Annotated in this window: 22 protein-coding genes; 16 read left to right on the forward strand and 6 right to left on the reverse strand. The window is 63.5% G+C overall.

Going from position 1 to position 26,797, the window contains the following annotated elements; translation table 11 throughout:
- Both IB272_RS32335 and hpaI read left to right on the forward strand, forming a co-directional pair.
- Window positions 1–377, forward strand: a 377-nt coding sequence (locus IB272_RS32335; protein WP_192445767.1) for an aldehyde dehydrogenase family protein, incomplete at its 5' end; no start/stop codon positions are given.
- Between the two features lie 127 nt (window positions 378–504).
- The gene (gene hpaI / locus IB272_RS32340) at window positions 505–1,311 is read left to right on the forward strand and encodes a 4-hydroxy-2-oxoheptanedioate aldolase (protein ID WP_060580843.1); all 807 of its coding nucleotides are present in this window, start codon (window positions 505–507) and stop codon (window positions 1,309–1,311) included.
- Here hpaI and IB272_RS32345 read toward each other — a convergent pair.
- Window positions 1,305–2,393, reverse strand: coding sequence for a D-mannonate oxidoreductase (locus tag IB272_RS32345; protein ID WP_060580844.1), 1,089 nt, complete (start codon window positions 2,391–2,393; stop codon window positions 1,305–1,307). The genes hpaI and IB272_RS32345 overlap by 7 nt on opposite strands.
- A gap of 20 nt (window positions 2,394–2,413) precedes the next feature.
- The gene (locus IB272_RS32350) at window positions 2,414–3,292 is read right to left on the reverse strand and encodes a GntR family transcriptional regulator (protein ID WP_060580845.1); all 879 of its coding nucleotides are present in this window, start codon (window positions 3,290–3,292) and stop codon (window positions 2,414–2,416) included.
- 218 nt (window positions 3,293–3,510) lie between these two features.
- Here IB272_RS32350 and IB272_RS32355 point away from each other — a divergent pair, with 218 nt between their 5' ends.
- From IB272_RS32355 to IB272_RS32395, 9 genes are all read left to right on the forward strand, one after another.
- Window positions 3,511–5,016, forward strand: coding sequence for an altronate dehydratase family protein (locus IB272_RS32355; RefSeq protein ID WP_113135351.1), 1,506 nt, complete (start codon window positions 3,511–3,513; stop codon window positions 5,014–5,016).
- A gap of 35 nt (window positions 5,017–5,051) precedes the next feature.
- Window positions 5,052–6,071, forward strand: coding sequence for an aldo/keto reductase (locus IB272_RS32360; protein ID WP_060583472.1), 1,020 nt, complete (start codon window positions 5,052–5,054; stop codon window positions 6,069–6,071).
- A 167-nt stretch (window positions 6,072–6,238) separates the two neighbouring features.
- Complete coding sequence (locus tag IB272_RS32365; RefSeq protein ID WP_034801640.1) at window positions 6,239–7,228, forward strand: ABC transporter substrate-binding protein; 990 nt, start codon at window positions 6,239–6,241, stop codon at window positions 7,226–7,228.
- A gap of 94 nt (window positions 7,229–7,322) precedes the next feature.
- Complete coding sequence (locus IB272_RS32370; RefSeq protein WP_034801642.1) at window positions 7,323–8,876, forward strand: sugar ABC transporter ATP-binding protein; 1,554 nt, start codon at window positions 7,323–7,325, stop codon at window positions 8,874–8,876.
- Between the two features lie 39 nt (window positions 8,877–8,915).
- A complete protein-coding gene (locus IB272_RS32375) occupies window positions 8,916–9,893 on the forward strand; it encodes an ABC transporter permease (protein WP_034801644.1) in 978 nt (325 codons plus the stop codon).
- 26 nt (window positions 9,894–9,919) lie between these two features.
- Window positions 9,920–10,942, forward strand: a complete 1,023-nt coding sequence (locus IB272_RS32380) for a zinc-binding alcohol dehydrogenase family protein (protein WP_060583470.1) — start codon at window positions 9,920–9,922, stop codon at window positions 10,940–10,942.
- Between the two features lie 331 nt (window positions 10,943–11,273).
- On the forward strand, window positions 11,274–12,548 hold the full coding sequence (phaZ, locus tag IB272_RS32385; protein ID WP_034801648.1) for a polyhydroxyalkanoate depolymerase: 1,275 nt from the start codon (window positions 11,274–11,276) through the stop codon (window positions 12,546–12,548).
- 146 nt (window positions 12,549–12,694) lie between these two features.
- Entirely contained in the window at window positions 12,695–13,114 is a 420-nt protein-coding gene (locus tag IB272_RS32390) for a DUF2852 domain-containing protein (RefSeq protein ID WP_034801651.1), read from the forward strand.
- 109 nt (window positions 13,115–13,223) lie between these two features.
- Entirely contained in the window at window positions 13,224–13,976 is a 753-nt protein-coding gene (locus tag IB272_RS32395; protein ID WP_034801660.1) for a M48 family metallopeptidase, read from the forward strand.
- Window positions 13,977–14,001: 25 nt separating this feature from the next.
- Here IB272_RS32395 and IB272_RS32400 read toward each other — a convergent pair whose 3' ends face one another.
- Entirely contained in the window at window positions 14,002–14,196 is a 195-nt protein-coding gene (locus IB272_RS32400; protein WP_034801662.1) for a YqaE/Pmp3 family membrane protein, read from the reverse strand.
- Window positions 14,197–14,352: 156 nt separating this feature from the next.
- Here IB272_RS32400 and IB272_RS32405 point away from each other — a divergent pair, with 156 nt between their 5' ends.
- From IB272_RS32405 to IB272_RS32425, 5 genes are all read left to right on the forward strand, one after another.
- Window positions 14,353–15,027, forward strand: coding sequence for a phosphoribosylanthranilate isomerase (locus tag IB272_RS32405; RefSeq protein ID WP_060583468.1), 675 nt, complete (start codon window positions 14,353–14,355; stop codon window positions 15,025–15,027).
- Window positions 15,024–16,244, forward strand: coding sequence for a tryptophan synthase subunit beta (gene trpB, locus IB272_RS32410; RefSeq protein ID WP_034801666.1), 1,221 nt, complete (start codon window positions 15,024–15,026; stop codon window positions 16,242–16,244). The genes IB272_RS32405 and trpB overlap by 4 nt, the downstream gene beginning before the upstream one ends.
- A gap of 4 nt (window positions 16,245–16,248) precedes the next feature.
- Window positions 16,249–17,088 carry a tryptophan synthase subunit alpha gene (trpA, locus tag IB272_RS32415; RefSeq protein ID WP_060583466.1) on the forward strand — a complete coding sequence of 280 codons (840 nt, stop codon included), beginning with the start codon at window positions 16,249–16,251 and terminating at the stop codon, window positions 17,086–17,088.
- A gap of 50 nt (window positions 17,089–17,138) precedes the next feature.
- A complete protein-coding gene (accD, locus tag IB272_RS32420) occupies window positions 17,139–18,053 on the forward strand; it encodes an acetyl-CoA carboxylase, carboxyltransferase subunit beta (protein ID WP_034801670.1) in 915 nt (304 codons plus the stop codon).
- A gap of 157 nt (window positions 18,054–18,210) precedes the next feature.
- Window positions 18,211–19,554, forward strand: coding sequence for a folylpolyglutamate synthase/dihydrofolate synthase family protein (locus IB272_RS32425; RefSeq protein WP_034801672.1), 1,344 nt, complete (start codon window positions 18,211–18,213; stop codon window positions 19,552–19,554).
- A 93-nt stretch (window positions 19,555–19,647) separates the two neighbouring features.
- Here the strand turns inward: IB272_RS32425 and trxA are convergent, their stop codons facing one another.
- The 3 genes from trxA to addB form a co-directional block, all read right to left on the reverse strand.
- On the reverse strand, window positions 19,648–19,971 hold the full coding sequence (gene trxA / locus IB272_RS32430) for a thioredoxin (RefSeq protein WP_034801674.1): 324 nt from the start codon (window positions 19,969–19,971) through the stop codon (window positions 19,648–19,650).
- 86 nt (window positions 19,972–20,057) lie between these two features.
- Window positions 20,058–23,624: a double-strand break repair helicase AddA gene (gene addA, locus IB272_RS32435; RefSeq protein ID WP_060583477.1), complete on the reverse strand. Its 3,567-nt coding sequence runs from the start codon at window positions 23,622–23,624 to the stop codon at window positions 20,058–20,060.
- Entirely contained in the window at window positions 23,614–26,796 is a 3,183-nt protein-coding gene (gene addB / locus IB272_RS32440) for a double-strand break repair protein AddB (RefSeq protein ID WP_348646836.1), read from the reverse strand. The genes addA and addB overlap by 11 nt, the downstream gene beginning before the upstream one ends.
- Between the last annotated feature and the right edge of the window lies 1 nt (window position 26,797).

The following is a 26,797-nucleotide window of genomic DNA, read 5'->3' on the forward strand; positions in this document are numbered from 1 at the left end:
GCCACACGCTCGGTGGCACCTTCTATGAGGCGACGGTTCTGGCCGACGTCACCCAGGCGATGGCGGTTGCACGCGAGGAAACCTTCGGGCCGGTCGCCCCGCTCTTCCGCTTCACCGACGAGGCGGACGTGGTCGAGCAGGCCAACGACACCGAGTTCGGTCTCGCGTCCTATTTCTACGCCAAGGACCTGGCGCGGGTGTTCCGGGTCGCCGAAGCGCTGGAATACGGCATGGTCGGCGTCAACACCGGCCTGATCTCGACGGCGGAAGCGCCGTTCGGCGGCGTCAAGCTTTCCGGCCTCGGCCGCGAGGGCTCGCGCTACGGCATCGAGGAGTTCACCGAGATCAAATACGTCTGCCTCGGCGGCGTTGCGTAAGATACGGTACCCAATCTGAAAAACCGGCCGGAAAGTTCTGGCCGGTTTTTTTCTTTGCCGGTAGAAATCTCGTGATTGCGGGATTGAGGCATCGCTCGTCCCGTCGCATAGCAGGAGGAGACGACCCATGCCGGCACCGAAGAACCCTTTCAAAGCAGCCCTGCGCGAAAACCGCTTCCAGCTTGGGCTCTGGGTGGCGCTAGCCAGCCCCTATGCGGCCGAAGTGGTGTCCGGCAGCGGCTATGACTGGCTGCTCATCGACGGCGAACATGCGCCGAACGATATCCCGCTGCTGTCCGCACAGTTTCGTGCCGTCTCCGCATCGGCGAGCCACCCGATGGTTCGCTTGCCGGTGGGCGATACCGTGCTGATCAAGCAGATCCTCGATACCGGCGTGCAGACCCTCCTGATCCCGATGGTCGAGAGCCTGGCGCAGGCGCAGCAGTTGGTGCGCGCCACCCGCTATCCGCCCCATGGTATTCGCGGCGTCGGCGCCGCCCTCGGGCGGGCCTCGGAGTTCGGCCGCATCGGCGACTATCTTCAGACCGCCGGCGACGAAATCTGCCTGATCCTGCAGATCGAGAGCCGCGCAGGTCTTGCCGCCATCGACGAGATTGCCGCGCTCGATGGCGTCGACGGCCTGTTCATTGGCCCCTCCGATCTGGCGGCCGACATGGGTTACCTCGGCAAGCCGGGTCATCCGGAGGTGCGCGCGGCGATCGCCGACGCGTTCGAGCGCATCAAGAAGGCCGGCAAGGCGCGGGGCATCATGACGCTCGATCTCGAGCAGGCGCGAGACTATCGCGAGATGGGCGCCGATTTCATGGCGATCGGCACGGATGTCACGTCGCTCGTGCGCGCGACGACGGCATTACGCCAGGAGTTTCTCGGCGAGGCGACGTCGACTCCGAAAAAGCAGGAATCCGGCTACTGATCGCAGATTGCCTGGAGCTCAGGCATGGCTACGCCGGGGCTCCAGCGCCGCAAATCGACGATCCGCCGTTCGATCTTTTCGCGATGATGATTGGCGATATCGCCTAGGCGGTGGTTGAGGAACGGGTTTCTGAAGCGTTCCAGCGTCGCGGTCACGTAGTCTGCCGCTTCGCTCTCCAGGCCTTTTGCGGCAAAGGCGGGGATCACTTCGGATTGGTAGATTTTGTCCAAGTGCGCGGTAATGCCGGCGTCGGCCAGGATTTTCCGAACGGTCTCGTTCTGGTCGCGACCTTGCCTTAGCCAGAGCTCGGCGAGCACCGTGTGGCCGAGATTGAGAATGTGAAGCTTCAGCTTCTCGTAAGGCGTCAGGTCATCCACGAGCTTCACGCACGGATGGATGCAAGGGAGCCGCAGGCCGGACTGGTTTTCGATCGCCCAGAGCGCATAAGGTTCGGCAATTGCACCGGCAGGCTCGAGCGGCTCGGACACGATGCGGTCGACCAGTGTGTTGGCCCAGACGACATCCTTGTCCAGCCAGTCGATAAAGGCGCTGTTTCCCATCCTCTCCGCCGCGAGCCGCAGCATCAGCGCCTTCAACACGTCGCCGTTGCGCGACACGAGCTCGCAAGGAAGAATCGTCAGCGGGCGTCGGGCCGCGTCGAAACGCGCCTTCAAGAGCAGGAGCAGCTTGCCCGGAAAGGAAAGCGGAATGTCGGTTATCATGTCGTTGTCGCCGACCTGGTAACCCGTGTCGCCGGTGTTGGAGATCAGGATTTCGGCTTCCTCGGCGATAATCGCCCGGATCTCGCTCCAGTTTTGGGCGGTCGAAAGCGCGCGCGCCACGCTTGTCACTTGCTGCGTCGCGTCGATCGTCTCGCCTTCCTGGATGCCACGGATGATGACGGGAAAGCCTTCCGGCCGGGCAAGGGCTGCAAGGCGTCCAGACCGTTCGCTCGACCCTGTCGTTTGCACGATCGCGATCGGACCGGGCGCTTCCCCCTTCGTCAACGCTTCGCTGATGAAGAGGTCGGCATGCGCCTGAAGGAAACGGCTCGTCCCGAATTGCACGATCGGCGTCGGCATGCATAGGCTCCGATAGCTGGCTATGGAATGGATTGGAGAAGGGTTTCGCGAGCGGACTGAAGGTGTCGCCGGCAGGCCTGTTCCGCCTTGGCCGGGTCGTGCGAACGCAGTGCTTCGATATAGGCGAGGTGTTCTTCGAGCGCGCGGGCGTTGCGCTGGCGGGCATTCGTCTTGTTCCACTGGTAGTGATAGTGGAAGACGATCGCGATGATGTCGTAGAAATCGACGATGAACCGGTTGCTCGATGCCTTGTGCACCAGCAGGTGAAAATGCTCGTCGAGCTCGGAGAACTCCCGGTAGCGATTGTCGATGTCGGCTAGGATGTCCCGGTGCAGAGCCTCGATCTCCCGAAGCTCATCCCAGGCCGGATGGTTGTCGGGCAAAGAGACAAAGCGCGCGGCCGAGCGCAGTTCGAACATCTCGCGCACTTCCGTCAGTTCCAGCGCGAATTCGCGAGTGAAACCCTTGAGGATCCAATGGCTGTTCGGCCGCTTCTCGATCAGGCCGAAGCGGCTGAAGCGGATCAGGAATTCACGCACGCTGGTCGTGCCGGTTCCAATGTCGCGCGCCAGTTCCAACTCGTTGATCTGCATGCCCGGCTCGGCGCCGCCGGCGAGAATCCGGCGCATGAAGCTGCGCTCGATGATCTCGGCGAGTGAATCCGTCTCTTCCGTCGGAAAATAATCGTCGGGCCGGGGTTGTCGCAGCACGCTCTTTTTGCGCTTGTCCCAGGCAATCAGCTGCAGTTCCTCGAAGCGGCTGAGGATCGCGCGCACCGTCGTCCGGCTGACGCCGAGCATCTGTCCGAGTTCTGGCTCGGAGGGCAGCGAGGATGTGTCCGCCAGCAACTTCAGGCAGCGGTTATAGGCATCCTTGAAGACGGTGTTCTGCTTTGCCATGGGCGACGTCCGGATCGTTCGAAGTTTTCTGCGCTTACGCGGAAGGCTCCTCTATCCCGTCGCTCCGGTTTTGTCTGCGTCTGTCATCCACATCTGTTCCTCCCAAGTCGCTCCGGGGCGTCTCGGCCTGCCGCCGATGTTTTCGCTATAATACCCATTGACGGCTATCTGTCTATTGTAGATAAAAGACAGAACGAAAATCATTTGGGAGAAACCGGGTGTCTGCGCCGTCCACCATCCTGCTCGCACCGGAGGACAATGTCGTCGTGGCGACGCTGGCGATTGCCGCTGGCGACGCCCTGCCGAACAATGTTCATGCAGCAGCGAAAGTCGATGCCGGCCACAAGATCGCGATCCGCCCGATCCGCGCCGGCGAGCCGGTCGTGAAATACGCCCAGGCGATCGGCCGGGCGACCGCCGATATCGCGCCGGGCGACCACGTGCACTCCCACAACCTTGCCTTCGACAAGGATCGCTTAGCGATCAGCCCACAGGGGGTGCCGGAAGCGGCAAGCGATGCCGACAAGGCCCGCACCTTCATGGGCTATCGAAGAGGTGATGGCCGGGCAGCGACGCGCAACTACATCGGTGTCGTCGCCAGCGTGAACTGTTCCACCACGGTCTGTCGCGCCATTGCCGAGGAGGCGAACAGGCGCATTCTCCCGAGATATGAGGGTATCGATGGTTTCGTGCCGATCGTGCACGATCAGGGCTGTGGCATGTCCTCGACCGGCGACGGCATGGCCAATCTGCACCGCACGCTCGCCGGCTACGCCCGCCATGTCAATTTCGGCGGCGTTCTGATGGTCGGCCTCGGCTGCGAGGTCAACCAGTTGACGCTCTATGGTCAGAGCGGCGCCGGCGCGGGGAAACGTCATTTCAACATCCAGGAAGCCGGCGGCTCGCGTCGATCCGTTGAAAAGGCGCTGGGCATTCTCGAGGAAATCGCGGCTGAAGTCGGCAAGGAACGCCGTATTGCGATCCCGGTCAGCGAGATCATCGTCGGTTTGCAATGTGGCGGTTCGGATGGGCTTTCGGGCATCACCGCAAATCCGGCGCTGGGTGCTGCGGTCGATATCCTTGCCGCGGCCGGCGGCACGGCGATCCTCTCCGAGACTTCGGAAATCTATGGCGCCGAGCACCTGTTGCGCAGCCGTGCAGTCAACGAAGCGGTGGCGCTGAAACTTGATGGGCTGATTGCCTGGTGGGAGAGCTATGTGGCGATGCATGGCGCCTCGCTCGATAACAATCCTTCGCCGGGCAACAAACGTGGTGGCCTGACCACGATCCTCGAAAAATCGCTCGGCGCCGTCGCCAAGGGCGGCCGCTCGCCGCTGAACGCGGTCTACCGTTATGCCGAACGCGTCACCGAGCACGGGCTCGTCTTCATGGATACGCCTGGCTACGACCCGGTATCGGCCACTGGCCAGGTCGCCGGCGGCGCCAATGTCATTGCCTTTACCACCGGTCGCGGCAGCTGTTTCGGCTGTCGGCCCGCGCCGTCGATCAAGCTTACCAGCAACACGGCGCTCTACCGGGCGATGGAAGAGGACATGGATATCGATTGCGGCTTGATCGCTTCGGGGGAGGCGAGCATTGCCGGGCTTGGCCGCGAGATCTTCGATCTGATCATCGAGACCGCTTCGGGCCGCAAGACCAAGAGCGAGCTTTTCGGCTACGGCGATAATGAGTTCGTGCCCTGGCATCTGGGCGCAACGCTCTAAGTACGTAAGGCATCCTTGGAGGAGGAAACGGGGAAATGCAGACGAGACGGATCGGTCGAACCGACCTATCGGTGACCGAGTTTAGCTTCGGCGCCGCCGGTCTTGGCGGCCTCTACCGCGAATGCACCCGCGAGTCGGCGATGGCGACCCTGGACGCTGCCTGGCAGTCGGGCATGCGCTACTTCGACGTTGCGCCCTTCTACGGCCTCGGCCTTGCCGAGCGCCGCGTCGGCGACTTCCTGCGCGATAAGCCGCGCGACCAGTTCGTGCTCTCCACCAAGGTCGGCCGTCTCCTGCATCCGGTGCCGCAAGACAAGGTGCCGGACTATTCCTATGTGAAGCCGCTCAATTTCGACGTCACCTACGACTACAGCTATGACGGCATCATGCGCTCGGTCGAGTTCAGCTACGCCAGGCTCGGGCTCAACCGCATCGATATCCTCTATGTGCATGATATCGGCGTCTATACCCATGGCGCCGCCCGCAATGCGATCTACTTACGGCAGTTGCTGGAGGGCGGCCTCAAGGCGTTGGAGGAGCTGAAATCCTCGGGAACGATTGCGGCCTATGGTCTTGGCGTCAACGAGGTGCCGGTCTGTCTCGACGTCCTGCGCCAGGCCGATCTCGATTGCATCCTGCTCGCCGGGCGTTACACCTTGCTCGACCGGTCGGCTGTCGCCGAACTGCTGCCGCTCTGCGAGAAGAAGCAGACTTCGCTCGTCGTCGGCGGGGTCTTCAATTCGGGCATCCTGGCGACGGGACCGGTCGAAGGCGCGCATTTCGACTACATGCCGGCAACGGAAGATATCCGGCAAAAGGTCGGTGCCATGGACGCGGTCGCCCGCGGCATGAACGTGCCGCTTGCCGCACCCGCCATGCAGTTTCCGCTCGCCAGTCCGCAGGTCGCCTCGGTGCTGCTCGGCACCGCCAAGCCGCAGAGCCTGGCGCGGAACATGGCGCTCGTCGAGCACCGGTTTTCCGCCGCCGATTTCGCCGCCTTCGAGCCGTTCACACTGGTCGCACCGGAGCTCGGGGACGAGCCGGTTCGGGTTTAACGGACGGCACTAAAGCGCCGTCTGAAATGCTGTTCCGGCAGCTTGCCAAGCCGGGATTGTCGTATTAGCATTCCAATATGTTTTTTATCGATAAAAGGTCGATTAGCCAGCACCTGCGATCGATCTCCAAGAAGTGGAACACGGTGCACCAAGAGGAGAAACCTGGGATGAGCATTCTGAAAAGCAGCCTTACCCGTCGCGCCTTTACCGCCTTGGCCGGCGCCGCGATGATCGCCGGCATGTCGCCGGTCGCCTCCTTCGCACAGGACGTGACGATCCCGATCATCGTCAAGGATACCACGTCCTTCTACTGGCAGATCGTGCTCGCTGGCGCCCGCGCCGCCGGCAAGGATCTCGGCGTCAACGTACCGGAACTCGGCGCTCAATCCGAATCCGATATCAACGGCCAGATCAGCATTCTCGAGAATGCGGTTGCGGGCGCGCCGGCTGCCGTCGTCATTTCGCCGACGGAATTCAAGGCGCTCGGCAAGCCGATCGACGAGGCGGCAAAGGCCGTTCCGATCATCGGCATCGACTCCGGTGCCGACTCCAAGGCCTTCTCGTCGTTCCTCACCACCGACAACGTCCAGGGCGGCCGCATCGCTGCCGATGGTCTCGCTGCGGCGGTCAAGGAAATGAGCGGCAAGGAAGAGGGTGAGATCGCCATCATCACCAGCCTTCCGGGCGTCGGCTCGCTCGACCAGCGCCGCGAAGGCTTCCTCGATCAGGTCAAGACCAAGTATCCGGGCTTCAAGGTCGTCGTCGACAAATATGCCGACGGCCAGGCGACCACCGGCCTCAACATCATGACCGACCTGATCACCGCCAATCCCAACCTTGTCGGCGTCTTCGCGTCCAACCTGATCATGGCGCAGGGTGTCGGCCAGGCAATTGCCGAAAACAAGCTCGGCGACAAGATCAAGGTGATCGGCTTCGACAGCGACGACAAGACGGTCGGCTTCCTCAAGGAAGGCGTTCTGGCCGGTCTCGTCGTTCAGGATCCCTATCGCATGGGTTATGATGGCGTGAAGACGGCGCTCGCGGTCTCGAAGAAGGAGAAGGTCGAGGCGAATGTCGATACCGGCGCCAATCTGGTGACCAAGGCCAACATGGCCGAGCCGAAGATCGACGCTCTCTTGAACCCGAAGGTCAAGTGACGACGGCTGCGGTGGGCGTTGAGCCCGCCGCACCCGCTTGCGGCCGGAACGAGGACCGGCCGCAAGCGATCTCTGCGATGGGAGGAATGCGCAGATGACCGATTTGCAAGAGGCACGCGACGGGAGGACCGAAGGACTGCATGTGGCGACACGCCATCCGGTTCCGAAAGGCGAGCCTATCCTGGAGCTGCGCGCCCTGCAGAAGAAGTATGGCGCCGTCGAAGCCTTGAAGCCGGCGTCGCTGACCTTTCTTTCCGGTGAAGTTCACGCGATCGTCGGTGAGAACGGGGCCGGCAAGTCGACGCTGATCAAGCTTCTGACCGGCGTCATCAAGCGCACATCCGGTGAAATCTTCTGGTGCGGAAAACCCGTTCAGCTTGGCACGCCGCAGGAGGCGATTGAGCGCGGTATCAATGCCGTGCACCAGGAGGTCGTACTTTGCGCGCACCTGTCGGTCGCGGCCAATATGTTTCTCGGCGACGAGATCAATCGCAACGGCCTGATGCGCAAGCGCGCCATGACCGATGCGGCACAAAGCGTGCTGGATGATCTCGGCTTTAACCTGCCGGCCGGTGCCGTGCTTGGTAGCCTGACGATCGGCCAGCAGCAGCTTGTCGCCACGGCACGCGCGGCCATGCGCGGCACGCAGTTTTTGATCTTCGATGAGCCGACCGCCTATCTCACCCGCCAGGAATCGGCACAGCTCTTCCGGCTGATCCGAAGGCTGCAGGCCGAAGGCGTGACGATCGTCTATATCAGCCATCGCATGGAGGAAGTGTTCGAGCTTGCCGACCGTGTCTCGGTGCTGCGTGACGGCACCCATGTCGGCACCCGCAAGATCGGCGAGACCAATGAGGCGGAACTGATCGCGCTGATGATCAACCGCACGATCGAGCAGATCTATCACAAGGAGCATTTTCCGCCCGGCGAGATGATCGTCGAGACGCGGAACCTGAGCGGTCCCGGTTTCCAGGATGTATCGCTGACGGTGCGCGCCGGCGAGATCGTCGGCCTCTATGGGCTGATCGGCGCGGGACGCAGCGAGTTTGCGCTCGGCCTCTACGGCCGGCACCGACCAACGGCTGGAGAGATCTACTGGCAGGGCCGCAAGGTTGAGATCGCCAGCGAGCGTAAGGCCATGGACCTCGGCATTGCGCTTGCGCCGGAAAGCCGGCGCGACCAGGGCCTCTGCCTCAACCTGCCAATCGGCCTCAACATCAATCTGCCGGTTTTCAACCGGCTGACACGCGGTCTGACGATCAATGGCCAGCAGGAACGGGAAAACGCCGACCGCCAGATTCGCGACCTGAAGATCAAGACGCCGTCACGCCGGGTGCTGGCCTCCGCCATGTCCGGCGGCAACCAGCAGAAGATCGTCATCGGCAAGTGGCTGAGCCACGGCGCCAAGCTTTTCATCTTCGACGAGCCGACGGTCGGCGTCGATGTCGGAACCAAGGCGGAAATCTATCGCCTGTTCGCGCGGCTTCTGGAGAACGGGGCGGGCATCATCCTGATCTCGTCCTATCTGCCCGAGGTCTACGAACTGGCGGACCGGCTGCACGTGTTCCGGCGCGGGCGGCTGGTCGCCAGCCACGACTATCGCGCCGCGAGCCATGAGGAAGTGCTGACGCAGGCAATTGGCGTTTGAACCGATAAAAACAAACTTGAGGATGCAGGGAGGTAGACGATGAGTGCGGAAACGGTGGAGAGCGGCGCCAGCGCGGCACCACGCAAGGGCGTGAGCATTCTGTTCGGCCTTACCCTCCTGGGGTTGCTTCTGTTCCTCTGGCTGCTGTTGGGCTTCGCGACCAACAGTTTCTGGACGCCCAACAACATCAGCAACCTGCTGCGCCAGGGGGCGATGACGGCGATCCTTGCGGTTGGCCAGACCTTCGTCATCATCACCGCCGGCATCGACCTTTCGGTCGGTGCCGTGGTCGGCTTCACCAGCGTTATCGTCGCTTGGCTGCTGGCCGCCGGCGTGCCGCTCTGGATCGCCATCATCCTGACGCTTGCCTTCGGTGTGCTGATCGGCGCATTCCACGCCTTCGGCATCGTGCGCATGGGCCTGCCGCCCTTCATCATCACGCTGGCGACCCTGACCTCGCTCCGCGGTATCGGCCTCTTGATCACCAATGGCTCGACCATTTCGATCACCAATGAGGCCTTCACCAATTTTTCGCGGGCGGATTTCCTGGGCGTTCCCAGCCTGTTCTGGATGGTGATCGTGGTGGCGATCCCGGCCTATGTCTTCCTGCATTTGAGCCGGTTCGGCCGCTATCTCTTCGCCGTCGGCTCCAACAGTGAGGCCGCCCGCCTCTCCGGCGTCAACGTCCACCGCACGATCTATCTCGCCTACATCCTGTCGTCGACCTGCGCCGCCTTCGTTGGCCTGCTGCTTGCCTCGCGCATCGGCATCGGCAACGCCACCCAGGCCGAGGGTTGGGAACTGCAGGCGATCGCCTCGTCGGTCATCGGCGGCACCAGCCTCTTTGGGGCCGTTGGCTCGGTGCACGGGCCGCTGCTCGGCGCCTTTATCCTCGCAACGATCAACAACGGCGCCAACCTGTTGAACGTCAACTCGTTCTGGCAGCGCATCATCACCGGCGCGCTGATCATCGTCATCGTCTATTTCGACCAATTGCGTCGCCGCAGCGCCCGCTAGGCGCCGCCGTACTCGAGAGAATTGCCATGAAAGCCGTGCTCTGCCCACAACCCGGTCGGCTGGAGGTCGTCGATCGCACGCCAATCGAAACCGTGCCGGACGGTTGGGTCCGCCTTGCCGTCAGCCATGTCGGCATCTGCGGCACGGACTACCATATCTTCGCCGGCAAACATCCGTTCCTCGAATATCCGCGGGTCATGGGCCACGAGATCTCGGCGACGGTGATTTCTGGCGGGCGAGGGACGACGATAGCGCCCTGCACGCCGGTCGTGGTCAACCCCTATCTCTCCTGTGGCGCTTGTATTGCCTGCCGAAAGGGCAAACCGAACTGCTGCACGGCCATCAAGGTTCTCGGCGTCCATACCGACGGTGCGTTCTGCGAGGAGATTGTCGTGCCGGAGGGTAATCTTTATCCGGCGGAGGGTCTGTCGCCGGAGGCGGCCGCCACCGTTGAGTTCCTGGCGATCGGTGCCCATGCGGTGCGCCGGGCATCGACGGATGCCGGGTCACGGGCGCTGGTTATCGGTGCCGGGCCAATCGGACTTGGCACGGCGATCTTCTCGCGCATCGCCGGCCATGACGTGGTGCTCGCCGACACCAGTACCGAGCGGCTGGACTTTGCCGTTCGCAAGCTCGGCTTTGCCAAGGGCATCGTCGTGGATGTTGATGCGGCGGCGCGCATTGCCGCTGCGACGGATGGCGACGGTTTCGATGTCGTCTTCGACGCCACCGGGCACGGTGGTTCGATGCAGGCGGCCTTCGCCCACGTCGCCCATGGCGGTACCCTGGTCTTCGTCAGTGTCGTCAAGGACGAGATCCGCTTCTCCGATCCGGAGTTCCACAAGCGCGAGATGACCTTGATCGGCAGCCGCAACGCGACCCGGCAGGATTTCGACCACGTCGTCGCGTCGATCGCGTCCGGCCTTGTGCCTATCGACGCGCTGATCACCCACCGCACCACGCTCGATGGCGCGGTTGCCGATCTGCCGCGCTGGGCGGAGGAAAAGACGGGTCTGGTGAAGGCAGTCATCCAAGTGGCGGCCACCTGAGTGATGGCGGCTTTGCTGCATCGCCACAGAGGAGCGTACCCATTTTGCTGCGGCGAGGCGCCAGATTCCCCTGAAAACGTCAGGCAGCGCGCCTCAATGCACGAAAACAGCGGAAAACGGCCAGTTTCGAGCAAGCTCGTTTGCAAATCGTCAGGAATCCAGATTCATTCTGGCTTCAGGCCTTGTATCGAGGCGAGACGGGTATATTTGTTGCACTGCACAAGAAAAATGGTAGTCTGGCAGCGATTGCGGACACCAAGACAAACAATCGCAAGCTTGCGTCCGACCGGGAGCGGCGTTGTCGTTGATTGAACCAAGGGGTACGCTTCCCATGTTCTACCAGCTCTATGAACTGAACCACGCAATGATGGCGCCGTGGCGCACGGCAGCCGACGCCATGCGGCTCGCGTTCAGCAATCCGATGAACCCCGTCTCGCACACTTATTTCGGTCGCGCCGCCGCCGCCGGTCTCGAAGTGTTCGAGCGCTCCACCCGCCGTTATGGCAAGCCGGAGTTCGGTCTTCCCGAGACTGTGGTCGATGGTCAATCGGTTTCGATCTACGAACGCATCGTCTGGCGGGCGCCATTCTGCAATCTCATTCATTTCGAGCGTGCGCTTCCCAAGGGCCGCGCCCCCGATCCGAAGGTGCTCATCGTCGCGCCGATGTCCGGCCACTATGCGACGCTGTTGCGCGGCACGGTGGAAGCCCTGCTTCCGCATTCCGATATCTACATCACCGACTGGATCGATGCCCGCATGGTGCCGCTCAGCGAAGGCACCTTCGATCTGGATGACTACATCGACTACGTCATCCAGATGCTGCATTTCCTCGGGCCCGACACGCATGTGATCGGCGTTTGTCAGCCCGCGGTGCCGGTGCTTGCCGCCGTCGCGCTGATGGAAGCTGCCGACGATCCGCTGTCGCCGGCGACGATGACGCTGATGGGCGGCCCGATCGACACCCGCATCAACCCGACCGGCGTCAACCAGCTGGCGGAAGAACGTTCGATCGAATGGTTCCGTGACAATGTCATCATGCCGGTGCCGTGGCCGCAGCCAGGTTTCATGCGCATGGTCTATCCGGGCTTCCTGCAGCTTTCCGGCTTCATGTCGATGAATCTCGACCGGCACCTGATCGCCCACAAGGAGTTCTTCGCCCATCTGGTGAAAAACGACGGCGATGCCGCCGAGAAGCACCGTGACTTCTATGATGAATATCTCGCGGTCATGGACCTGACGGCCGAATTCTACCTGCAGACCGTGCAGGTGGTGTTCATGCAGCACGCGCTGCCGAAGGGCGAGATGATGCATCGCGGCAAGCGCGTCGACACGACCGCGATCAAGAAGGTCGCGCTCTTGACGGTCGAAGGCGAGAACGACGATATCTCGGGCGTTGGCCAGACGAAGGCGGCGCAGACCATCTGCACCAACATCCCGGATCATATGCGCATGCACTACATGCAGCCGGATGTCGGTCACTACGGCGTCTTCAACGGCTCTCGCTTCCGCCGCGAAATCGCGCCGCGCATCGTCGCGTTCCACCGCGAGCATGCGCGCCACGCAAAACCGGTAAAGCAGCTGATCAAGGGCGGAAAGTCGGCCTGATCCCGGCTCTTGGGTCGTTTTGACCGCGTAGAGTCAAGGGTTTGTCGGATTCCGGAGGGAGGCGTCTTGCAGAGCCAAGGGCGCCTTCCCACATCGTTTTCATCGGGTCGCATGGGCGGCCCGGATGATTGCGAGGAATCCTGAAGATGAACCAATCTGCAATGATCCGTCCGGATTGGACGCCCGCGACCATCGCTCTGATGGTGCTTGGCTTTGTGGTCTTCTGGCCGCTCGGCCTGGCCATGCTCGCGTACATTCTCTTTGGCGAAAAGCTCAAGACGTTCAAGAAAGACGCAAACGATACGGTGGATGGCATGTGCTCGGCTTTCAAGCGCGGCGGCCGCCGTTCCAACTGGACGCATCGTACCGGCAACGTCGCTTTCGACGACTGGCGCGAAGCTGAACTGGCTCGCCTCGAAGAGGAGCGCCGCAAGCTCGACGAGATGCGCGAAGAATTCGACACCTATGTGCGCGAGCTTCGCCGCGCCAAGGACCAGGAAGAGTTCGACCGCTTCATGCGCGATCGCAAGAATGGTGGCTCGGGTCCGATTGTCGAAGCCCATTAACCTGACGAAACCGCTTCCGGCGTTTCACATGAAACGCCGGATCACTCTCGGCACGCATCCAACCAGCGAACAGTAGGCGAAAGCCCCGCGAATCGGTTAGAAAGCCTGCATGTTCCCTTCCTTCAAGCGGCGCATTCAACCTGCACCACCCGCAACAACGCGGCAGATCGAGGTCGCCGGCAAGTCCCTGCCGCTGACGATCAAGCAAAACGCGCGCGCGACGCGCATGACGCTGCGCATCGAGCCAGGCGGGCGGGCCCTGAAGATGACGGTGCCGCAGGGCCTCCCCGAGCGCGAGGTGAATGCCTTCCTGACACGGCACCAGGGCTGGCTGATGACCAAGCTCGCCCGCTTCTCCGGCGAAAGCCAGATCGAGGAGGGCGGTTCCATCCTCATCCGCGGCGTTGCCCACCGCATCGAGCGCACCGGCAAGATCCGTGGGCTCACGGAAGCGATCGTGATCGATGACGAACCGGTGCTGCGCGTCAGCGGTGGCGAGGAACATCTCACCCGGCGCATCGTCGATTTCCTGAAGAAGGAAGCGCGCCAGGATCTCGACCGGTTGGTGGCGATCTATACCGGCCGTATAGGCCGGAGGGCAAAGTCGCTTTCGCTCAAGGACACGCGCAGCCGCTGGGGATCATGCTCAGCCGACGGGGCGCTGAGTTTTTCCTGGCGCATCGTCATGGCGCCGCCAAAGGTCATCGCCTATCTCGCTGCGCATGAAGTGGCACATCTGCAGGAAATGAACCACGGGCCCGACTTCTGGGCGCTGTGCGGGAGGCTGTGTCCGGATACGGACGATGCCAAGCGATGGCTCCGCCGCAACGGCACGATGCTTCACGCGATCGACTTTGATTGAATCTTGAAGGGCGATGAGCGGCGCGTTATGCGCGATGGCGCAGCGCTTCACGGATCTTCTCGTCGGTCTTGTATTGGCTGAGCGCATAGACCGACCAGATCGCCGCCGGAACCCAGCCGATCAGGGTCAACTGCAGGATCAGGCAAATGAGGCCAGCAAAGGGGCGGCCGATGGTAAAAAACTGCAGCCAGGGCAGGATAAGCGCGAGCAACAGGCGCATCAGTCTCTCCGTTGTGGTAAAATGCATATGGTGAAAGCGCGCCTGCCGCGCAAGGGGCGCGCACCCGCCAAAGGACGGGTGCAGGGGCGCTGAGTGACCGCTTTTGCGTCTGTTTTTGGCTCGACTCGCGCGGCATTTCATGCAAGGTCGCTTCTCATGAAAACCCAAGTGAAGATATGCGGGCTGAAGACCGCGGAAGCGGCCGAGCGTGCTGTCGCGCTCGGCGCATCCCATGTCGGCTTCATCTTTTTCCCGAAGAGCCCCAGGAACATCGAGCCCGACGATGCCGGCCGCATCGCCGACAGGATTCGCGGCCAAGCGAAGATCGTCGCCGTCACGGTCAATGCCGACAATGACGAGCTTGACGAGATCGTCTCGGCCCTCAATCCGGATATCCTGCAGCTTCACGGCAGCGAGGATGCGGAGCGACTGCTGACGGTCAGGGCGATGTATGGCCTTCCCGTTATGAAGGCCCTTTCGGTGCGCGAAGCATCTGACCTTGAAAAGATCGATGCCTATATCGGCATTGCCGATCGCTTCCTCTTCGATGCCAAGCCGCCAAAAGGGTCCGATTTGCCCGGTGGCAACGGCGTTTCCTTTGACTGGAAGCTGCTCGATGCGCTTGACGGAAGCGTCGATTACATGCTTTCCGGTGGTCTTAACGCCGACAACATTGGCGAGGCCATGGCGCAGACCAGCGCGCGTGCCATCGATATCTCCTCCGGCGTCGAGAGCGCGCCGGGCGTCAAGGATCTGAAGCTCATGGAATCGTTTTTCAATGCCGTTCGCCAGGCGGAGGCGGGCATGCCACGGTCAGGGAGCAGGACGTGAACCAGGCGCCAAAGTTGAATTCCTTCCGGGGTGGCCCGGACGAGGACGGCCGTTTCGGTATCTTCGGTGGCCGCTTCGTGGCCGAAACCCTGATGCCGCTGATCCTCGATCTCCAGAACGAGTGGGACAACGCAAAGAACGATCCGGCCTTCAAGGCGGAGCTGGAGCATCTCGGCGCGCATTATATCGGCCGTCCGAGCCCGCTCTATTTTGCTGAACGGCTGACGGCGGAGCTTGGCGGCGCCAAGATCTACTTCAAGCGCGAAGAGCTGAACCACACCGGCTCGCACAAGATCAACAACTGCATTGGCCAGATCCTGCTTGCCAAGCGCATGGGCAAGACGCGCATCATCGCCGAAACCGGTGCCGGCCAGCATGGCGTGGCTTCGGCAACCGTCGCTGCCCGCTTCGGCCTGCCCTGCGTCGTCTACATGGGCGCGACCGACGTCGAGCGCCAGGCGCCGAACGTCTTCCGCATGAAGCTCTTGGGTGCCGAGGTAAAGCCGGTGACGGCCGGCAGCGGCACGCTCAAGGACGCCATGAACGAGGCGCTGCGTGACTGGGTCACCAATGTCGACAACACCTACTACCTGATCGGCACGGCTGCCGGCCCGCATCCCTATCCGGAGATGGTCCGCGATTTCCAAGCGGTGATCGGCCAGGAAGCCAAGGAGCAGATGCTCGCCGCCGAAGGCCGGCTGCCGGATCTCGTCATTGCCGCCGTTGGCGGTGGCTCCAACGCAATCGGCATCTTCCATCCGTTCCTCGATGACGAGAGCGTCAAGATCGTCGGCGTTGAAGCTGGCGGCAAGGGCATCGAAGGCGACGAGCATTGCGCCTCGATCACAGCCGGTTCGCCCGGCGTGCTGCATGGCAACCGCACCTATCTGCTGCAGGATGGCGACGGCCAGATCAAGGAAGGCCATTCGATTTCGGCCGGTCTCGACTATCCCGGCATCGGCCCGGAGCACGCCTGGCTGAACGATGTCGGCCGCGTCGAATACGTGCCGATCATGGACCACGAAGCGCTTGAGGCGTTCCAGACGTTGACCCGTCTCGAAGGCATCATTCCGGCGCTCGAGCCGTCGCATGCGCTTGCCGAAGTCATCAAGCGCGCGCCAAAAATGGGCAAGGACGAGATCATCCTGATGAACCTCTCCGGCCGCGGCGACAAGGACATCTTCACCGTCGGCAAGTTACTGGGAATGGGGCAGTAAGATCATGACCGCACGCATGGACAAGCGATTTGCCGATGTCGCGGCCGAAGGACGTCCGGTCCTCGTCACCTATTTCATGGGCGGCGATCCGGATTTCGAGACGTCGGTCTCGATCATGAAGGCGCTGCCGAAGGCCGGCGCCGACGTCATCGAACTCGGCATGCCTTTCTCGGACCCGATGGCCGATGGCCCGGCGATCCAGCTGGCCGGTCAACGCTCGCTGAAAAGCGGACAGACGCTCGCAAAGACGCTTGAGATCGCCCGCCGTTTCCGTGAGGACGACCAGCGCACGCCGATCGTGCTGATGGGCTATTACAACCCGATCTATATCTACGGCGTCGACCGCTTCCTGACGGATGCGCTGGCCGCCGGCATTGACGGCCTGATCGTCGTCGACCTGCCGCCGGAGATGGACGACGAACTCTGCATCCCGGCGCTGGAGAAGGGCATCAACTTCATTCGCCTGGCGACGCCGACCACGGACGACCGTCGCCTGCCGAAGGTCCTCGAAAACACCTCCGGTTTCGTCTATTACGTGTCGATGAACGGCATCACCGGTTCGGCTCTGCCCGATCCGTCGTTGATCGCCGGCGCCGTCGGGCGTATCAAGTCACACACCAATCTGCCCGTTTGCGTCGGTTTCGGCGTCAAGACGGCGGAACATGCAAGGGCCATCGGAGCATCTGCCGATGGCGTGGTCGTCGGTACGGCGATCGTCAACCAGATCGCGTCGAGCCTGACCGAAGAGGGCAAGGCGACCGATGCGACGGTTCCGGGTGTCGAAGCGCTGGTGAGAGGGCTCTCGGCAGGCGTGCGGTCCGCACGTCTCGCAGCAGCCGAATAATTGCCTATATTAGCGCGCACAACCCGAAGGAAATCTTCAGGAGTTACTAAGTGAACTGGATCACAAACTACGTTCGGCCGAAGATCAACTCGATGCTGGGCCGCCGGGAAGTTCCGGAAAATCTCTGGATCAAGTGCCCGGAAACCGGCGAGATGGTGTTCCACCGCGATCTCGAGGAGAACAAGTGGGTCATCCCGCAGTCCGGCTTCCACATGAAGATGCCGGCCAAGGCGCGGTTGAAGGACCTGTTCGACGGCGGCATCTTTGAAGCGTTTCCGCAGCCGAAGGTCGCTCAGGACCCGCTGAAGTTCCGCGATTCCAAGAAATACGTCGATCGTCTGCGCGACAGCCGCGCCAAGACTGAACTCGAAGACACGATCGTCGCCGGTCTCGGCCGCGTCCAGGGCGTCAAGCTCGTCGCCGTCGTGCACGAGTTCAACTTTATTGGCGGCTCGCTCGGCATGGCTGCCGGCGAGGCGATCATCAAGGCCTTCGAACGGGCGATCGCCGAGAAGTGCCCGCTGGTCATCTTCCCGGCTTCGGGTGGCGCACGCATGCAGGAAGGCATCCTGTCGCTGATGCAGCTGCCGCGCACCACGGTTGCCGTCAACATGCTGAAGGAAGCCGGCCTCCCCTATATCGTCGTACTCACCAACCCGACCACCGGTGGCGTCACCGCATCCTACGCGATGCTCGGCGACATTCACATGGCCGAGCCCGGTGCGGAAATCGGCTTTGCCGGGAAGCGCGTGATCGAGCAGACGCTGCGCGAGAAACTGCCGGAAGGTTTCCAGACGTCGGAATACCTGCTGGAACACGGCATGGTCGACATGGTCGTCAAGCGCCATGATCTGCCGTCGACGCTCGCTCGGGTCCTGAAAATCCTGATGAAGAAGCCGGCGGAAGCCTCGAAGCTCAACGGCGGCACGCAGCCGGCCGCCTTGCCGGTCGCTGCCAGCGCTTGAATAAGCGCTGGGCTGGTCGAACTGCGTAGAACAAAATGATGCATCTCCGCAATTTCTTGTGTGTGGGGATGCTGCAACTCAAGGCGTTACAGCGATCGGTAGACGGCCTATAAGGCGCGCGCTGTAGCAGCCGAGCGTGTCGGGGCGGGGTTAAGAGATGGCAGCGGTGGAAGCCAGCGAAGCGGGCTACGAGATCGAAAAACTTCTCGCCCTTCACCCCAAGGGCTTCGACCTGTCGCTGGACAGGATCACCCGGCTTCTCGCCGCTCTCGGCAATCCCCAGGATCGTCTTCCGCCGGTGATCCATGTCGCCGGTACCAACGGCAAGGGCTCGGCGACCGCGTTTTCGCGGGCGATCCTCGAAGCAGCCGGCCTCAGCGTTCACGTCCACACGTCGCCGCATCTCGTCAACTGGCACGAGCGCTATCGCTTGGGCGTCAAGGGTGGCAAGGGCAGGCTCGTCAGCGATCCCGTTCTCGCCGATGCCGTGCGCCGCGTCGCCGAAGCCAATGGCGGCGAGAAGATCACCGTCTTCGAGATCCTGACCGCCGTCACCTTCCTGCTCTTTGCCGAGCACCCGGCCGACGTGGCGATCATCGAGGTTGGTCTCGGCGGCCGCTTCGACGCGACTAACGTTATTGCGCGGCCGGCCGTCTCGGTCGTCATGCCGATCTCGCTCGACCATCAGGCCTATCTCGGTGATCGGGTGGAGCTGATAGCCGCCGAAAAGGCCGGCATCATGAAGCGTGGCTGCCCCGTGGTAATCGGCCAGCAGGAGGAAGAGGCCGCCCGTGACGTGCTCGTCTCGACGGCGGAACGCCTCGGTTGCCCGATGTTTGTCTATGGCCAGGATTTCATGGCGCATGAGGAGTTCGGTCGCCTCGTCTATCAGGACGAAGGCGGGCTCGCCGATCTGCCGCTGCCGAAGCTGCCGGGGCGCCACCAGTATGCCAATGCCGCGGCCGCCATCCGCGCGGTGCGGGCCGCCGGTTTCGATGTTTCCGAAGCGGCGATCGAGAGGGGCCTCGCGGGCGTCGAATGGCCCGGACGCCTGCAGCGCTTGACCAGCGGTAAGCTCACGCATTACGGGCCCAATGGCGCGGAGATCTGGGTCGACGGCGGCCACAATCCCGGCGCCGGTCAGGTGATCGCCGAGGCAATGGCGACCTTCGAGGAGCGCGAATCGCGCCCCTTGTTCCTGATCATCGGCATGATCAACACGAAGGAGCCGATCGGCTACTTCCGCGCCTTCCTCGATCTCGCCGAACAGGTCTTCACCGTTCCGATCCGCGGTTCCGATGCTGGGCTTGATCCTGTGGCGCTGGCCAGTGATGCCGCATCGGTCGGCTTCGAGGCTTCGGCGGTCTCGTCCGTTGCCGAGGCGCTGACGGTCATCGCCAATCTGGTCGACGAAGATCCGGCGCCGCCGCGCATCCTGATCGGTGGCTCGCTCTATCTGGTGGGCGATGTGCTTGCCGACAACGGCACGCCGCCGAAGTGATCGGCAGCTGGGACCGTCATCCAGCTCTCAGATTTAAGACAAGAAAAAAGCCCGGCATGCCGGGCTTTCAACGTTTTCAGCAGTGAACTTGCTTTAAGCGACCGCCGTGGAGATCCACGAGGACAGGGCCGTCTTCGGGGCGGCGCCAACCTTGATGTCAGCTACTTCGCCGGCCTTGAACATGGCGAGCGTCGGGATCGAGCGAACGCCGTACTGGGCGGCCAGTTCCGGGTTTTCGTCGATGTTGAGCTTGGCAACCTTGACCTTGCCGGCGAGTTCGTTCGAGATTTCCTCGAGGCTCGGGGCGATCATCTTGCACGGGCCGCACCATTCAGCCCAGAAATCGACAACCACCGGCTCGGCGGAGTTCAGCACTTCCTGCTGAAAATTGGACGTATCGACCTTTACAGTAGCCATAGGCTGCTCCTTGCGTTCGGAATGGCAGTATCCAGATGTTGTGTCTCATGTGAGAAGGCACCGCTGGATTTTCAATATCGGGTATCTCACTTTGTCGCGAGGTCTTCAAGGCTCCTGTCGAGCGCTTGATCGGGAACGACGTGGATTGCCGGCCCCTCGGTGAAGATCAGTACACATCGAAACGCATGTGCCGGATAAAGCGGCTGCAGGAGCGCGCGGTAGATGGCAAGCTGCGCCGTGTAGGCGAAGGGAATGTCGTTAGGCGATGCCGGCACCTGCCTGTTGGTCTTGAAGTCCGCAATCGTCACGACGCCATCGCGGACGGCCAGCCGGTCGATCCGGCCTGAAACCGCGTGCTCGCGCTTGCCGAGCGTCAGCGTACCCATGACCGAAACCTCGGCCCGGCTGCTCACCGAGAAAACTGCGCCGAGGTCCGGATGGTCGAGCACGGTTTCGATGCTGGCGATCAGTGCAGCGCGTTGTTCTGAAGGCCAACTGGGCACGGATCGCTCGAGATAGCGTTCGGCCGCGGCCCGGCGATCGTCTCCCGCCATCGAGGGCAGAACCTGCAGCAGGCGGTGCAAGATGGCGCCGCGCAGCATCGAGAGGTTTGCCGGGGCCCTTTCCGAGAAAAGAGCCGAGCCGACGAGCGCATCGCCATCGTCCTCGTCAACCGCGATGCCGACGCCGGAAGGACTGAGCGGCCGCGGCAGCCGCTTTTGCGGCGGCAGCGGCGTCGAAAGCGCCTTTGGCAGGGCGGTGGCGGGACGGCCCGAATCGGCCGAGCGCGCGTCGCCGGAGGGCAGATCGCGTTCGAGCTGCTTCTCGCGCCAGGCATGGCCGGACCATTCCTCGCCGCCGGCGTGAAAACTGGTCGGGTGGCCGCGGCCGCTCTCGTCTCCGGCAAGGCTCGCCTGAACCATAGCGTGCCATGTATCGGCAGCGGCCCGCTGGCCGCGATAACCGCAGACGATCAGGCGGTCGGCGCTGCGGGTCATGCCGACATAGAGCAGGCGACGATATTCTTCCTCAGCCAGCGTCTTCAGCCTCTCGCCGTCGGCGGTGATGAGCGAGTTCGATTCCGCGCCCGGCGCGCGCCACACCGGAAGCGGCAGGACGGTGCCGTCTCTCTGGGCAAGCTCCAGGAAGCGAAGAGAGGGCACATGCTGGTTGCTGAACGCCGCCCCGCCGCCATCGGCGAGGAAGACGACTGGCGCTTCCAGGCCCTTGGCCGCGTGCACGGTCATGATCCGAACTTCGTCGCGTTCCTTGTCCTGCTCGCGCTTGACCGTCGGCGCTTCCATTTCCAGCGTCGAGACGAAGGCCTGCAGGCCGGGCAGGCCGCTTCTTTCCTGGTCGAGCGCGAAGGTCAGGAACTCGTCGAGAATGTCGCTGACCTCGGTGCCGAGGCGCGCGAGAAAGGCGGCGCGTCCGCCATGCACGCCGAGGACGCGGGCATAGAAGTCATGCGGCGCCAGCTGGCTTGCGAGCGCCATGTAGGATTTCAGCGTTCGCGCCGTCTGGTGAAACAGGATACCGTCATCGGCTTCATGCTGCAGCCTCTCCCAGAGGCTTTCGCCTTCGCCGCGCCGCGCCGCGAGTTCGAACAGCGCGTCCTCGCCGAGGTTGAACAGCGGGCTTTTCATCAGCGCGGCCAGCGACAGGTCGTCCTGCGGCAACAGCACGAACCGCCCGAGGGCGAGCAGGTCCTGGACGGCAATATGCTTGGTGAGCACCAACCGGTCGGCGCCGGCGACCGGAATGTTGTTGCGGCGCTTGAGTGCTCTCGTCAGAGCATTGACGAAGGCGTCGCGCTTGCGGACCAGTACGATCACGTCGCCCGGGCGCATCGGCCGGCGAACGCCCTTCTCGACGATCGTCTCCTTGCCGATCCAGCTTTCCAGCGTGGCTGCGATCCGGCGGGCGAGGATGTTGACCGGCGCACTCTCCGGCGTTGCGTCGAAGGCGGCGGTCCATTCCTCGTCTGTATCCACCGGTTCGGCGGCAATCACGTCCCAGATGTCGACGGCGCCGGGATGGCCGATGCGGTTCGAAGCATGCACCACGGGCTCGTTGCGGGCGCTGAGGCCTCGCGCATGCGCCGGATTGGCAAAGACGGCGTCAACGGCCGAAAGCACGTCGACGGTCGAGCGGAAGGAGAGCTGCAGGCGGATGGGCTCGAAAGCCTTGCCGCCGTCGCGCACCCGCCGTTCGGTCTCCTGGCTCTCGCGCGAAAACCGCTCCGGACGGGCGCCCTGGAAGGAGTAGATCGACTGTTTCTCGTCACCGACGGCAAACATCGTGCGGGCAGTACCGCGTGCGCTCTCGCCCGAGAAGAAGTCGGAAGCCAGCGCCTGGATGATCGTCCACTGCGCCGGGCTGGTGTCCTGCGCCTCGTCGACGAGGATATGGTCGATGCCCTGGTCGAGCTTGTAGTGTACCCAGGCGCTGACGTCGCCGCGGGCAAAGAGCGCCGCCGTGCGGTTGATCAGGTCCTCGAAATCGAGCTGGCTGCGGCGTCGCTTCAGTTCCTCGTAGTCGGCATTCAGCCGCTCGGCGAGCGTCAGCGCCGCCAGCGTCGCCTCGAACATCCTGAGGATGCTGATGTGATCGATGCAGGCGACGACATGCCGGTAGGCCTCGTCCACGAGGTCAATGAGATCGGGGGCAGCCTGCTGCATCGCCTTGTTGAGGAAGGCGGATTGCGCCCGCGGCTTGCCCGTGCCGGTGAAGAACAGATGCCTGAGCCCGTCATAGCGCGCGCTGAGATCCGTCATCTTCGAAACGGTCCTCAGCCCCTCCGCAAAGTCGAGCACCTTCGTGCCGCCGACGCTGGTGGCGAGCGAGAAGTACCGTTCGAGCGCCGCGCCGTTCAAGCCCGCCAAGGGCCAGATCGTCGCCATGGCGCCGTCGACGCTTTCCCCCGGCGAAAGCTTCAGCGCCCGGCGCAGCTCGGCCTCGGTGCCGCCGAGCCCGTCGGCATGTTCGAGGAAGACCTGGATCGCGGTTCGGTTTTCGACGATTGCGGCCAGCAGCTTTTCCAGGCCGGTATCGTCGGCGATGTCGAGCACGGTGGCAAAGGCGTGGGCAAGAGCCGGATCGTCCTTGGCCGCGGTCGCGGTCAGCAGCAGCCGGCGCGCATCGGCAAGCAGAACCGCAGCCGCGCGATCATCGAGAACCGAGAAATGGCCGGCAACATTGGCCTCCAGCGGAAACTGGTGCAGCAGCGCCTCGCAAAAGGCATGGATCGTCTGGATCTTCAGGCCGCCCGGGGTCTCCAGCGCGCGGGCGAACAGGCGCCGCGCTTCCTGCAGCTTCAAGCGCCCGGGCCGCTCGCCCTCAATCGCCTCGATCCGCTTTTCGAGCGTCGCGTCGTCGAGCGTTACCCATTCGGCCAGCCGTTCGAAGACGCGATTCGACATTTCGGAGGCCGCCGCCTTGGTATAGGTGAGGCAGAGGATCGCCGAGGGGCGGCAGCCGGCAAGCAGCAGCCGGATCACCCGCTGGGTCAGCACGTGGGTCTTGCCGGAGCCGGCATTGGCCGACACCCAGGCGGAGCGGTCCGGGTCCGAAGCTAGCGACTGCCGGCGCGAGGTCCAGTCGAGCCAGCTTTGAGGCGTCGCCTGTTCGGGGCCGAGGTTGTCATCCCTCATCGCCATCCTCCTCTTCGCTGTCGGCCGTCGACCATTCGGCTACGCGTGCCAGATGGTCGTATTCGCCGCCATAATCGCGCTCTTTCTGAACAATCACGCGCGAGGCAAAGCCATGCTTGCCCGAGAGAAGCGCGCTTAGCAGCTTCCTGAGTTCGGCAAGCGACTCGTCCGCAAGCTGATCGGCCGACTTCGTCTCCTTCGACTTGCTGCCTTCGTTGTTGACCGCTTCCGGTTTGAAGCGCGCGCCCGGTTTGAGCCGGACATAGAGCAGCGACTGTGGGTGGCTGGGCGGCACGTCCTTAAAGGCGCCGGCCTTGAGGGCCGCGGCTTCCAGCGCGAGCTGCGGGTCGAGCAGGACGCGCGCTTCCTTGGTCGATGGGCTGGAGCCGGTCTTGTAGTCGACGATCTCGACGCTGCCGTCGGTCAGCGTATCGAGCCGGTCGGCAATGCCGGTCAGCCGCATGTCGGCGACGCCGAGCTCCATCGATGCCGCCACTTCGGTGCGCGACCGGCGGATGAAGCGGGCGCGGTCCCGTTCCCATTTGATGAAGGCCAAGCCGACGGCGGCAAAGCGCGGCCGCCAGATCGTGTCGATATGGGTGGGCAGTCGCGCCTCGTCGAAAGCCTCGTTCAGCAGCCGGTGCATGACCTCTTCCGCCGCCGGCAACATCAGATCGACGCCGGCGCGTACGAAACGTTCGACGATCTGGTGGTAAAGCGTGCCGCGCTCGGCCGGGCCGGGGTCGCTGTTGAACGGCAGCAGCGGATCCAGCCGAAGGATGCGTCGCGCATAGATCGCGTAGGGGTCGCGCCGTAGCCGCGACACTTCGCTGAAAGAGTACTTGCGCGGCTGCAGGTCCGCCGGTGGCTTGGGGGCGGGGCGCTCGGCCAGCGGCTGGCGGCCGCCGTCGTCAAGCATGCGGGCCCAGGCGAGATAGTCGGCGCCATTGGCGTGCAGCGCTCGCGTCAGCCGTTCGCCGCCGAGCGCCAGCAGCCGCTGCAGCCAGCGCGAGGCGACGGTGGGTGCTGCGCCCTGGCGCATCGAGCGGGTGAAGATCAGCCGCCTTGTGCCGCAGGCCATCTGGAAGTCGTGCGCAAGCTGGCCGATGCGTCGTTCAGGCGGCTCAAGACCGATCCCCGTCTTCATGGTGCGCGACAGGAACGGATCGTTGGCCGTCTGGCCCGGCCAATTGCCTTCGTTCAGGCCGCCGAGAACCACCAGGTCCATGCTCTGCAGGCGCGATTCCAGCGCGCCGAAGATGAACACCCGCGGATGGCGCATGGAGCGCGGCTTGACCGCGGCGCTGGCCGAAAGGGCTTCGACGACATCGCACCATTGCGGCCCGTCCGCGGTCATCTGGCCGTCGGTTTCGATGATGCCGCGAAGGAGAGTTGCGAGCGTATCGGCGGCCTCGCCGGACCAAAGCCCACCGAGGTCGCCACGCTCGTCGGCTGAGGCTGCTTCCAGGGCCTCGCCGGTGCGCATCGCCCAGTCGGCAAAGGTAAATTCGTCCGAGAACATGCGGCTGCCGTCCCGGCTGCGCGTCAGCGCGGAGGCGAGCGGTGCCACCGCGAGACCGATCTTCGCCGCCACGTCGCGGGCCGCCTGAAGCGCGTCATTCCCGATGCCGATGCGCCATTCCGGTGGATGGCGATCGGTCTTGTGCCGGACGATCGCCGCGTCGAGCACGGATCCGAGGGCCAGCAGATCGACCGTCGCGGTGCTGCCACGCAGTGCCATGCGTTCCAGCGCGTCGGCCCCTTCGCGCATCCTGTCGCGGGAAAGCCCGAAGCGCGCCAGCGGATGCTTGAGCAGCGCGACGAACGGCACGGGATCGCCGGGGCGCAGGCATGCTTCTAGCAGCAGCCGCAGCAGGCTGCCCTGCGGCGTCGCGATGAGAGGCGTACCGGCGGAATCGTCGGCCTCGATGCCGAAGCGGGCAAGCTCGGCGCCGACCCGCCGTGCGAGATTGCGGTCCGGCGTGATCAGCGCTGCCTGGCTCTCGTCGCTGCCTTCGAGCGCGAGCCGCAAGGCGACCGCGATCGCGGCCGCTTCCTCGCGTTCGTTGGCGGTTTCGATGAGGGCTGCATCCTGGAAGGCTTGCTGCAGCAACGCCGGATCCAGCTCGCTGCGCATCGCGGTCCATGCATTGGTCGCCTTGGCCGGCAGAAGAGCGTGCGACAGGATCTCGGCACGGACGTCGAGGTCGACCTCGGCGACAGCCAGGGCGGTCACGTCGGGCCGCAGTACGCCCATGCGTTTCAGCAGCCTGTAAAAGCCGTATTGCGGGTGGCTGCGGCTTGCCGGGTCCGGCCTGCCGTCAAGGGCGGCGTCGGCGACGATCATGTCCCATTCGGCCTCGCTCATCGTCTGGTCGAGGCCAGGCAGCACGATCGTACCGTTGGGCAGCTTCTGCACGGCGGCAATCAGCGTGGCCGTTGCGGGAATGGAGCCGGTCGAACCGGCAATGATGATCGGGCCCTCGATCTTGCCGGCGGCGATGCGCTGCGTCTCGGCCTGCAGGATCGCGTTGCGGTGGCGCGCGGGCGAGGATTGTTTCAGTTCCTCCAGCCGTTCCGGCCAGTAGCTGCGGGCAATCTTCAGGAATTCGAGGGTCAGCTGCCACCAGAGGGCGTGCTCGCCGGCATCGAGCTTGTCGAGCTTGTCCCAGTCGAGCTCTTCCGTCTCCATCGCGTCGATGAGGTCGGCAAGATTGCGCGCGAGCCAGATCGCATCGGCAGGGCTTGCCGGCGCAATCAGCGGGCTCTCCGCATGGATGTCGAGCACCACCTTCGGCAGCCGGTTGCGCCAGGCGAGGATAAGCCGGCCAAGCTCGATCAGGCGTGCGGTCCCGGGCAGGGGCGGGGCGAGATCGAGGATCGCCGGCACCTCGGCATCGAAGAAGCCGCTGTCGTCATCGGTCTCGCCGAGCGCCTTGATGGTGGGCAGGATGGTGGAGCGGCCGCCGAGCAGGTCGACGAACTCGGACCGGAGCACACGGGCCGAGCGCCGCGTCGGCACGAAGATCGTCACGCCGGCAAGCGGCAGGGGATCGGCCGGGTCGTAGCGGAAGTCCGGCGTCAGGCTACCGTCGCAAAGCTTTTCGGCGAGCGTCTTCAGGAAGGGGAGGCCGGGCGGGATCGTGAAGACGTTGGACCGGCGGCCACGCACG

Source organism: Ensifer sp. ENS08 (genome assembly GCF_014852195.1).
GTDB lineage: Bacteria > Pseudomonadota > Alphaproteobacteria > Rhizobiales > Rhizobiaceae > Ensifer > Ensifer adhaerens.

What these genes read in the sequence shown, in the direction of transcription:
- hpaI (WP_060580843.1), top strand. Translation starts at nt 505, where the DNA reads ATGCCGGCACCGAAGAACCCTTTCAAAGCAGCCCTGCGCGAAAACCGC.
- IB272_RS32345 (WP_060580844.1), bottom strand. Translation starts at nt 2,393, where the DNA reads ATGCCGACGCCGATCGTGCAATTCGGGACGAGCCGTTTCCTTCAGGCG.
- IB272_RS32350 (WP_060580845.1), bottom strand. Translation starts at nt 3,292, where the DNA reads ATGGCAAAGCAGAACACCGTCTTCAAGGATGCCTATAACCGCTGCCTG.
- IB272_RS32360 (WP_060583472.1), top strand. Translation starts at nt 5,052, where the DNA reads ATGCAGACGAGACGGATCGGTCGAACCGACCTATCGGTGACCGAGTTT.
- IB272_RS32365 (WP_034801640.1), top strand. Translation starts at nt 6,239, where the DNA reads ATGAGCATTCTGAAAAGCAGCCTTACCCGTCGCGCCTTTACCGCCTTG.
- IB272_RS32370 (WP_034801642.1), top strand. Translation starts at nt 7,323, where the DNA reads ATGACCGATTTGCAAGAGGCACGCGACGGGAGGACCGAAGGACTGCAT.
- IB272_RS32375 (WP_034801644.1), top strand. Translation starts at nt 8,916, where the DNA reads ATGAGTGCGGAAACGGTGGAGAGCGGCGCCAGCGCGGCACCACGCAAG.
- IB272_RS32380 (WP_060583470.1), top strand. Translation starts at nt 9,920, where the DNA reads ATGAAAGCCGTGCTCTGCCCACAACCCGGTCGGCTGGAGGTCGTCGAT.
- phaZ (WP_034801648.1), top strand. Translation starts at nt 11,274, where the DNA reads ATGTTCTACCAGCTCTATGAACTGAACCACGCAATGATGGCGCCGTGG.
- IB272_RS32390 (WP_034801651.1), top strand. Translation starts at nt 12,695, where the DNA reads ATGAACCAATCTGCAATGATCCGTCCGGATTGGACGCCCGCGACCATC.
- IB272_RS32395 (WP_034801660.1), top strand. Translation starts at nt 13,224, where the DNA reads ATGTTCCCTTCCTTCAAGCGGCGCATTCAACCTGCACCACCCGCAACA.
- IB272_RS32400 (WP_034801662.1), bottom strand. Translation starts at nt 14,196, where the DNA reads ATGCGCCTGTTGCTCGCGCTTATCCTGCCCTGGCTGCAGTTTTTTACC.
- IB272_RS32405 (WP_060583468.1), top strand. Translation starts at nt 14,353, where the DNA reads ATGAAAACCCAAGTGAAGATATGCGGGCTGAAGACCGCGGAAGCGGCC.
- trpA (WP_060583466.1), top strand. Translation starts at nt 16,249, where the DNA reads ATGACCGCACGCATGGACAAGCGATTTGCCGATGTCGCGGCCGAAGGA.
- IB272_RS32425 (WP_034801672.1), top strand. Translation starts at nt 18,211, where the DNA reads ATGGCAGCGGTGGAAGCCAGCGAAGCGGGCTACGAGATCGAAAAACTT.
- trxA (WP_034801674.1), bottom strand. Translation starts at nt 19,971, where the DNA reads ATGGCTACTGTAAAGGTCGATACGTCCAATTTTCAGCAGGAAGTGCTG.
- addA (WP_060583477.1), bottom strand. Translation starts at nt 23,624, where the DNA reads ATGAGGGATGACAACCTCGGCCCCGAACAGGCGACGCCTCAAAGCTGG.